Here is a 9,230-nt window from a genome sequence, read left to right on the forward strand (position 1 = left end):
TTAAATGCTGACTGGCTTTCACCCGTCGAATTGCCAATACTGAGGTGAATGAAAGTAATCCAAAACCCGCCGATGATTGCCGCCCATCATGTCCAGACGCCACTATAACCTCCCGCCGTTAACCACCTTATCCGCGTTCGAGGCCGCAGCGCGGCACCTGAGCTTTAAGAACGCGGCCGAGGAACTTTCGGTCACCCCCGGCGCGGTCAGCCACCAGATCAAGGCGCTTGAGGGCGATCTGGGCACAGCCCTTTTCCAACGAAAACACCGGGGCGTTGATCTGACCGAAGATGGGAAAGCCTTGTACGAGGCACTGTCGTCCTCTTTCACTTGTATCTCGAAAACTCTGGGCGCAATCCGGAATCGCGCTTCGGTCGAAAAGGTCACGGTGGGATCGACCACGGCCGTTGCCGCCCTGTGGCTGTCCCCGGCTGTCATCCGGTTCTGGCGCGACATGCCCGAGGTCAACGTTGATCAATTGTCTCAAGACCGCGCCTTTCGCGACAGGCCGGATGTTGACTTCTTTATCCGCTATGGCCGTGACAGTGATCCCAGCCTTACAAATACGCCTTTGTTCCGCGATCATTTGGTGCCGGTCGCCAGCCCCGAGGTCGCCGACAGACTGATCGGCGCCAGATTGGATCAACTTGCAGCCGAGCGGTTGATTCACCTTGAGTCCGAAGACCGTAGCTGGACAACCTGGCCAGAATGGTTTCAGCAATTGGGGTATAGCGGCACAATTCCAATTGAATCCCGCGTAAACAGCTATTCGGTTGCCTTGCAGCTAGCCCGCAAGGGGGCTGGGTTGGCGCTGGGGTGGCAGCGGCTTATCCAGCCGATGCTGCAATCCGGCAAATTGGTCACCATCGGCCCGCATCAACTGACCGCGCCAAACCAGTTCTACCTTGTCGGTCGCCCCGATGAAGATCTGTCTGACAGCGCGCGCGCCCTGAAGAACTGGATCATTCAAGAGGTTCAGAACGGTTCGGTTTAGGTGAAATCACTCTTTGATGAGGTTTTCTGATGTTGTGTGGTGCCCTTCCCTTCCGCCAATACAGATAAAGCGCATCCAGCACACCTTCAGGAGAGCCCGATGAACAAGCATAGCCCGCTATCCTCCGTTCTGGCCGATGTAAATGTCGCCAACGGCCTGCCTAACGAACATTATGTCGACCCGACCGTTTTCGCCGAAGAACGGAAATCGGTCCTGTATGCGAACTGGGCCGGGATCGGGTTCGGCAAGGATGTGCCCGAAGAAGGCGACGCCAAGCCGGTCGACTTTCTGGGAATGCCCCTGCTGATCGTGCGCGACCGCGACGGAGAGGTTGGCGTTTTCCAGAACACCTGCCGCCACCGTGGCATGATTCTGGTCGATACCCCCCGCAAAATCGGCGGCGCGATCCGCTGCCCCTACCATAGCTGGTGTTACAGCCTGAAAGGGGAATTGCGCGCGACCCCACATGTGGGCGGCCCCGGCCACAACACCCACGAAGATGTTGACCGCAAGAAGCTGGGCCTGGTCCGCGTGCGATCTTATGTCTGGCGCGATGTGATCTTTGTGAACGTGGACGGCAATGCCCCTGCCTTCGAGGACGCCCATGCCGCTCTGCTGGAGCGTTGGAAGGAATTTGACCAGCCCGTGTATCACGGCGGCGAGACATCCTCGTTCAAGCTGGAGGTCAAGACCAACTGGAAACTGGCGGTCGAGAACTATTGCGAAAGCTATCACCTGCCGTGGGTCCACCCCGGCCTGAACAGCTATTCCCGGCTTGAGGATCACTACAATATCGAAGAACGCGGGCACTATTCCGGTCAGGGCACGCTGGTCTATCGGCAACTGACCGATCAGGACGGCGCAACCTTCGAGGACTTTGAAGGCCTCAGCGACCAATGGGATGAGGGCGCGGAGTATGTGGCGCTCTATCCGAATGTCCTGCTGGGCGTGCAGCGCGACCATGCCTTTGCAATCGTGCTGGAACCCGTCGATCAGGAAAACACGGTCGAGCATATCGAACTGTACTATGCCAAAAGCATAGAAGACACACCCCAACATGACGGCCTGCGCGCCTCAAACGCGCAACTCTGGAAGACCGTATTCGAAGAAGACGTCTTTGTTGTCGAAGGCATGCAGAAAGGCCGCCACGGTGTTCTGTTCGACGGCGGCCGCTTCTCGCCCGCGATGGACGGGCCGACGCATAACTTCCATCACTGGGTCGCAACACAGATCGAAAACGGTCGCGCGGAATAGAGCCACGAACCGGTTGGCCTGCGCCGACCGATCCCGACGGAGACCCAATGGACAAGACCGACTTGGATCGTCTGTTGCTTGAGGCGCATGATCACAATGATCTTGACGCCTTGATCCGCTATTACACCATGGCCGCTGACGAGTGTGAGGCCGCGCAGGACATCGACGCGGCCTGTTTCTATTTGACCCACGCCTTTGTCTTTGCACTGGAATCCGGCGCAGCCGAGGCAGACGCCTTGAACGCGCGACTGGCTGCTTATGGGCGTGTGCATCGGTTGGACTTTTTGGATTAGCGTGGCACTAAGCCTGCTCGACCGGAAATAAGAACTGCGTCAGTTGCCTTCCTGCACCGATGGTGAAAGAAAGCACGTGGATTAGCACCTGACCCTACGGGACCCTATCCACGAGCCTGCGCAGTTTATATCCTGATCGCACCACCACGGTCGCTTTGGGAGGGGCGGACGCATGGAACATGAAACGGATATGCTGATCGTTGGCGCGGGGTTCTCGGGTCTGATCATGGCGGTCGAGGCGCGAAAGCGAGGGATCACCAAAATCGCAATCCTTGAAAAGGCAGACGATATCGGCGGGACCTGGCGCGAGAACACCTATCCCGGCGTGGCCTGCGATGTGCCTTCGCACCTGTATTCCATGGCCACGCATCTGAACCCTGACTGGAGCCGCGCCTATGCGGGCGGGGCCGAGATACAGGCGTATCTACAAAAAGTCGCACAGGACGAAGGGCTGTACGACCTGTGCCATTTTCACCATCGCCTGAAGGCGGCGCGGTGGGACGGAGCGCGCTGGCAGGTCGAAACCCACGAGGGTCAGCTCTGGTCGGCCCGGTTTCTTGTTTCCGCCATAGGCGCCCTGCATATTCCCAGTATTCCAAACATTCCCGGCGCAGACAGCTTTCCCGGCCCCAGCTTTCATTCGGCCCAGTGGAACCACAATGTTTCCCTTACAGGCAAACGTATCGCGGTCGTAGGAACAGGCGCTTCAGCTGTCCAGTTCGTCCCTGAGATCGCGAAGATGGCAGCCCAAGTCACGATCTTTCAACGCACCGCGCCTTATGTACTGCCCCGCCCCGATGGACCGATCGCGCCGTGGGTGCGCCGCCTGTATCAACGCCTGCCCATACTGCCTAGGCTTCGCCGCAAACTGATCTATCTGGTTTTCGAATACCGCCACCGAGTCTTTCGCGGCGAAAAGGGGGCCGTCAACTTTGCTATGAAGATGTGGCGCAATTCGCTGGAAAAAGCGATCTCGGACCCAGCCCAGCGCGACATGCTGACGCCCGACTATCAGATCGGCTGTAAACGTATCCTCAGTTCTAACGACTGGTACTCTGCCCTTGCACGCGACAACGTAACGGTCGTACCGCAGGGTGTGGCCGCAATCGAAGGCGATCAGATCATCGCATCTGACGGCACGCGTACCAAGGCCGATATCCTGATCTGGGGCACCGGGTTCAATGTCACGGAAACGGTCGAATTTCTGAATATCAATGGAACAAATGGCCTGAGCTTGCGGGACGCGTGGTCTGACGGGATGAAAGCCAATCTGGGCACAGCTATCGCCGGATTTCCGAATTTCTTTATCCTGCTGGGGCCCCATACCGGGCTGGGTCATAACTCGGTCGTTTTGATGATCGAGGCGCAAGTGCGCCATATCGGGCGTGTCTTGGACAAAATGAATAGCAATGGCACCCAGACCATCACGCCGGATGCTGAAAAGCAGGCTTCTTTCCTGCAGGAAATGCAGGACCGGCACGTAGACAGTGTCTGGCAAGCCGGAGGGTGCACATCCTGGTATCAGGATGCCAAGGGCCGCAACACAACCCTCTGGCCCGGCACCGTATCAGAATATGAAAAGCGCATGGCGCGGTCCGGGATCGAGCAATACTCGGTCGTCCCGACCCAAAGTGGAGAGCATTGAGATGACCACCCTATTCATTATCGTTCTTTTGATCGCGGCATTTTTCGGAGCCATGAATCTCTGGACCCGAAAGCTGACACAGGATGGTTTGAAGCGAGTTCCGCAACTGGGTCAGATCGCACCGGTGCAAGGCGGCAGTATTCACTATGTCGAGGCGGGCGATCCTGCAAAACAGACCATCGTGATGATCCATGGTCTTGCCGGGCAGTTGCAGCATTTCACCTATGCGATGGTCGACATGATGGCCGATGATTACCATGTCATTGCGGTCGACCGCCCCGGCTGCGGATATTCGACACGCGACACGGGCGATCTTGGTCAACTGCACCAACAGGGCCGGATGATACAAGAGTTGCTGGATGCCAAGGGCGTGGAAAATGCCGTCTTGGTCGGACATTCACTGGGCGGAGCGGTCTCACTGGCCATGGCACTAGACAATCCTAGCAAGACAAAGGCGCTGGCGCTGCTGGCTCCGTTGACGCAAGTCATGCCGGGGCCGCCTGACGTCTTCAAACCGTTGGCGATCCGAACGGATTGGCTGCGCAGCTTCATCGGTAATACGATCGCGGTGCCAATGGCCGCAAAAACCGCCCCTCATACTCTGGGCATCGTGTTCGGCCCCGAGCCCGCGCCCGAAGATTTTCTGGATCGCGCGGGTGGTGCCTTGGGTCTGCGCCCGACGGCTTTCGTTACTGCGTCACAGGATGTTGCGGGCATTGACGACAGCATGGACACGCAGGTTGCGCGTTACCCGGATCTGAAAGTCCCCGGCGGCATCCTGTACGGCCAAGAAGACGCCATCCTGTCGCCCGAGGCGCATGCCGCCCCCATGACGCAGTTTGGCCTGACAGACGAACGACTTGAGGGGCTGGGTCACATGATACCAATTACGGCCCCAGAAACCTGCGTTGCTTTTATCCGCCGCATTGTGGTGGCCGCAAACGCCGAAGGCGAGGCCGCCGACAAGACAGGATGAAGCACCGCCAAAAAGAATCCCGGTTTGGGGGTCATTTCCCTCTTGACCCCCTCGGGCCCCTCCCTTAAATCGCCTTTCACTCGTGGCGGAGTAGCTCAGTTGGTTAGAGCAGCGGAATCATAATCCGCGTGTCGGGGGTTCAAGTCCCTCCTCCGCTACCAAATTCTCTTAACAATATCAGAATACTGGATGCATTCTGGCATCACTAGTAGCGATGTTTCCCTGTTCTGGGTGACATTTTGGGTGACAGCTGACGATTTTTGCACCTGGTTTTCTTGTAAGCGGACATTGATGCACACCGCAGCGAAGGACCGCACCGAGCCCAAAGCGGACAATTGGAAGAATAGTATTCTATCTTCAAATCGACTCTATGCTTCTGGGTCGCTCGAAGTTTTGTCGAGCTCAGCGAGTTCCTCCCAAACGCCTTCAGGGATGGACCACTCTGCCCATTCCATTGCCTGTTGAACATGCTGAGGCCACGTAACTCCGCAAATCGTCGAAGTGATATCTTCGTCTTTTAACGAGTATTGCAAGGCTGCAGCACCGACTGGAACATCGTAATGACCGCATATCTCTTCGACTGCACGTATTGGCGCAAGTATTTCATCATCTGCTGGTCGATAAACGTAGAAGCGGTGGATCGCACTGCCTCGGGCCAATACACCTCCTGAAAAAGGTGCTGCGTTCAATATCGAACAGCCTCGTGATTTTGCGAATTCAATCAGAGGTGCCGCATTGTTATTTACCAGCGTGTGCCTGTTGTGTGTCAGGACTACGTCAAAATCCCAAGCCTCCAAAATTGGCGTCATTAAGTCGACACGTCCCGCAGCGATTCCAACAGCCTTTGCCAAACCTTCGTCCTTGATACGAAACAACTCTTCAATCGCGCCACCGCTTCCTTTGACCTCCGATAAGTCGCTGGCGTATTCAACATCATGGATGTGGAGAATATCAACGCTGTCGACACCGAGAGCTCTAAGGCTTTCCTCAAATGATTTTCGTGCTTGGGATGCATCGAAAGCGCCGGTTTCCAGATTTCTGTCGATCTTGGTGGAAAGCACTCGTCCACCCGGCCACCCGCCAAGCTCACGAATGACTTTCCCGATGCGCTCTTCACTTCGGCCCATGGCATAGCAACGCGACGTGTCCAAGAATGTATTTGGCTGCGAAAGAATTGCCTTAATGGTACCAATCGCTCGGTTTTCGTCGACTTCATAACCATAAATTTCCGGAATACTGCCCAATCCTGTAGACCCAAACCCGATCCGAGGGACCCGTATCCCAGTCTGACCAATCTCGCGCAACTCCGCCATGCCATCCTCCCAATAGGTTCTGGAATTTGCAAATGTTGCGCGATCAAATTCTTAGAAACAAGTCAGTCTTGCTGTCGGAGTCATTCGTGGGAGGCGCTGCACTCGTTCATGCAGTCCAATTATGAAGCTTTTCCGCTAAATGGCAGCTTTGTCCGCAGAGCGGTCTTTCGATCAAAGCGCAGCGAATGGCCGCTCACGTTTCCGCGACGAAAAGATGCGCTTCTTGTGGAACGTGCAATACGCCGGATCTGTCGTACTGGGCCAGCTTAGCGGCCACTTCTGCCACAACCGCTTCAGCAATCCTGTCTCCCGCCTTTCTGAGGTCCACCTCAATCGGCAGAGCCATGATTTGTGCCCGCAGGTCTTCAAAACGGCGTTCAAGCACCAAGGCGTCTTGACGGCTGATTTGGAAGCCTGCGTCCGTCAGAAGGTTCGAAATTAAGTCTCCATCGCGGAACGAAAACGGCGCCTTCGCCTTGGTCGCTGCGTCGGGGCCAACATGTCTTTCGAGGGCGTCTGCAAGCGCCCCATTAAATGGTGACACAGCGCGCCAACACGTCAGAAAGAGCTGCCCTTGATCACGCAGTATGCGGTGAACTTCTGTCAAGGCTGCCGGTTTGTCGGGGAAGAACTGCAGGCCCTGTTGAATGAAAGCATAGTCAAACGAGCCGTCTTTATAGGGTATGTTGCATACATCCGCGGCATGCCATTCAAAAGTATGATCAGATTCTGGTTGGTTGGCCCGCGCAACCTCTATCATCGTTTCGTTTAGGTCCACGCCGACAATGCGTCCTTTGCCTGACAAAGTCTTGGCGATCTCACGTGTCAAAGCGCCAGTGCCGCAGGCTATATCTACGATGTGCGCGCCATTGCGGAGGTTAACCTTCTCCATCGTCGCTTGCGCCAGTGGTCCAAACATGGCGGGTACACTATGGCTGTCGTATTTGAGAGCAGCTTCTTTGGTCAGTCGGAAATTGTCTGCAGCCATCACCCTACCTTTCTAGTATTCGCCGATCGTATAGAGTGGTTTGTTACTCTGGTAGGCAAGCGTGGAGTTCAATCGGAGCAATCAATCCGCCGGCGATGTTCCGAACCATGTGTTGAACCTTAAGCGCCGTATCATCGCCCATGATAAGATGAAGGCCCAGTGGTGGAGGGCCATCTGCACTGCTTTGCGCGGCAGCCAGATCGGCGAAGAACTGTTTGGCAAATTCAGTTCGGTCGATCCGGTCACTCACCTCGAAACCAACGGAATTCAAAGCAGCCTCATACGTCTCCGGTGGTGCAAGTGCGCTTTGATCTGAGGAAGAAGCCCAAGGCGCCGGATAGTCCATTTGTCCCTCTCCGACTTGCATCACATCGTAAATTGCAAAGATTCCTCCTGGCTTGAGGACCCGTTTCGCCTCGCGCGCTATGCCTACTTTGTCCGTGATGTTCATTCCAACGTGGATCATATAAGCGGCGTCCATGGAACCAGCTTCTAGCGGCAAATCGAGCACGCTGCCTTCGATAAGTTGAACCCGATCCGATAACCCGGTCCATTCTGTGAGTGTCCTTCCGGTTTCCACAAACTCAGCGGTCAAATCAACGCCAGTTACGTGCGCTCCGGTAGCTGCCGCGACATAGCATGCCGGACCGCCGAGACCGCATCCAAAATCGACAACCCGGCTTTCGGGGGTAAGGCCAAGAGCCTTCACAAACGGTTCGGTTGCGAGGCGCCCACCAATGTGAAACTCGTCAACTGGAGCCAAGGCGTCTTGAGAAAATGGTGGGGCTAGGTTCAGCGCTGCGCAACCATCAGAAATCTGCTGGAGCAGGTGACCGGAATGGTAATGGTGCGCGACTTCATTGGGATTAGTCATTACGCAGCCTCTCTAATCGATGCAGCTAGGGTACACGCAGTTATCCGAAATGTCAGCTTCGTCCGCATTGCAGCCGTTCAATGAATTAGGCTGAAAGACCGCATTGAGCCCGAAGCAGACATCACATTTGGTGATGGTCTATGATCATAGACATCGCTTGAATGCTAAAGATTTGGTGCCAATCAGCTCGGCATGCTAGCATTCATAAGAGATCGAGGTTTGAGGTGAGCCAGACACGGGGGCACCATGTCTAAGACGCTATATGAACGTCTGGGAGGAACGGATGGTATTCGGCGGATAGTCGACGTTCTGGTGGACAATCACTCCAAAAACCTAGTTGTCGCTGCACGATTTGCGGGAACCGATATGGAGCACCTCAAACAAATGGCAGGAGACTTCTTCATAACTGGTTCTGGTGGGCCTGAGATGTATAGAGGCAAGGATATGGTTGCAGCGCATCAGTACATGAACATCAGCGGAGATGAGTTTGTCGCTGTTCTGGACGACGCCATGAACGCCCTGAAGGCCAACGACGTCGGTCAACGGGAACAAGAAGAGGTCTTATACATTCTATATAGCCTCAAGGACCAAGTTGTAGGTATCTGACTTTCGCCACAACCGAGTAGAGTCGGCAATATTCAAATCATTAAATCAAAGCTTGCTTGTCCGACTTGCAGACTCTTGAAGTCAAATATCTTACTATGGGTCAATCGTGCATTTGGGCTAAAAATTTATGCGCAAAAGGAACCTCCAATATGAATAGGAGATTGTCTACGATCTTGGCCGCTGATGTTGTCGGTTATTCCACTCGGATGCGTGAAGATGAAATCGACACGATTGTCTGACGTCAGCGCCAATGGGACATTTTAGGTCGATTTGATAAGAGAGGGTTT

The 9,230-nt window shown here is 55.2% G+C and carries 9 protein-coding genes and 1 tRNA gene; 7 read left to right on the forward strand and 3 right to left on the reverse strand.

Translation table 11 applies throughout. The features are described from left to right. Window positions 1-88: 88 nt before the first annotated feature. From GOV88_RS19710 to GOV88_RS19735, 6 genes are all read left to right on the forward strand, one after another. On the forward strand, window positions 89-994 hold the full coding sequence (locus GOV88_RS19710) for a LysR substrate-binding domain-containing protein (RefSeq protein WP_171241458.1): 906 nt from the start codon (window positions 89-91) through the stop codon (window positions 992-994). Between the two features lie 99 nt (window positions 995-1,093). Beyond that, a complete protein-coding gene (locus tag GOV88_RS19715; protein ID WP_171241459.1) occupies window positions 1,094-2,248 on the forward strand; it encodes an aromatic ring-hydroxylating dioxygenase subunit alpha in 1,155 nt (384 codons plus the stop codon). A gap of 47 nt (window positions 2,249-2,295) precedes the next feature. Continuing rightward, the gene (locus tag GOV88_RS19720; RefSeq protein WP_171241460.1) at window positions 2,296-2,541 is read left to right on the forward strand and encodes a hypothetical protein; all 246 of its coding nucleotides are present in this window, start codon (window positions 2,296-2,298) and stop codon (window positions 2,539-2,541) included. Between the two features lie 172 nt (window positions 2,542-2,713). Continuing rightward, the gene (locus tag GOV88_RS19725) at window positions 2,714-4,186 is read left to right on the forward strand and encodes an NAD(P)/FAD-dependent oxidoreductase (protein ID WP_171241461.1); all 1,473 of its coding nucleotides are present in this window, start codon (window positions 2,714-2,716) and stop codon (window positions 4,184-4,186) included. 1 nt (window position 4,187) lies between these two features. After that, the gene (locus GOV88_RS19730) at window positions 4,188-5,162 is read left to right on the forward strand and encodes an alpha/beta fold hydrolase (RefSeq protein WP_171241462.1); all 975 of its coding nucleotides are present in this window, start codon (window positions 4,188-4,190) and stop codon (window positions 5,160-5,162) included. Window positions 5,163-5,246: 84 nt separating this feature from the next. Continuing rightward, window positions 5,247-5,323 (forward strand) — tRNA-Met (locus tag GOV88_RS19735). Window positions 5,324-5,530: 207 nt separating this feature from the next. Here GOV88_RS19735 and GOV88_RS19740 read toward each other — a convergent pair. From GOV88_RS19740 to GOV88_RS19750, 3 genes are all read right to left on the reverse strand, one after another. Continuing rightward, the gene (locus GOV88_RS19740; protein ID WP_171241463.1) at window positions 5,531-6,475 is read right to left on the reverse strand and encodes an aldo/keto reductase; all 945 of its coding nucleotides are present in this window, start codon (window positions 6,473-6,475) and stop codon (window positions 5,531-5,533) included. A gap of 193 nt (window positions 6,476-6,668) precedes the next feature. Next, the gene (locus GOV88_RS19745; RefSeq protein WP_171241464.1) at window positions 6,669-7,463 is read right to left on the reverse strand and encodes a class I SAM-dependent methyltransferase; all 795 of its coding nucleotides are present in this window, start codon (window positions 7,461-7,463) and stop codon (window positions 6,669-6,671) included. 43 nt (window positions 7,464-7,506) lie between these two features. Further along, on the reverse strand, window positions 7,507-8,337 hold the full coding sequence (locus GOV88_RS19750) for a class I SAM-dependent methyltransferase (RefSeq protein WP_171241465.1): 831 nt from the start codon (window positions 8,335-8,337) through the stop codon (window positions 7,507-7,509). A gap of 246 nt (window positions 8,338-8,583) precedes the next feature. Between GOV88_RS19750 and GOV88_RS19755 the strand changes: the two genes are divergently transcribed. Next, complete coding sequence (locus GOV88_RS19755; RefSeq protein ID WP_171238395.1) at window positions 8,584-8,943, forward strand: group 1 truncated hemoglobin; 360 nt, start codon at window positions 8,584-8,586, stop codon at window positions 8,941-8,943. The last annotated feature ends 287 nt before the right edge of the window (window positions 8,944-9,230 follow it).

This window comes from Ruegeria sp. HKCCA5491, from assembly GCF_013034565.1.
Lineage (GTDB): Bacteria > Pseudomonadota > Alphaproteobacteria > Rhodobacterales > Rhodobacteraceae > Ruegeria.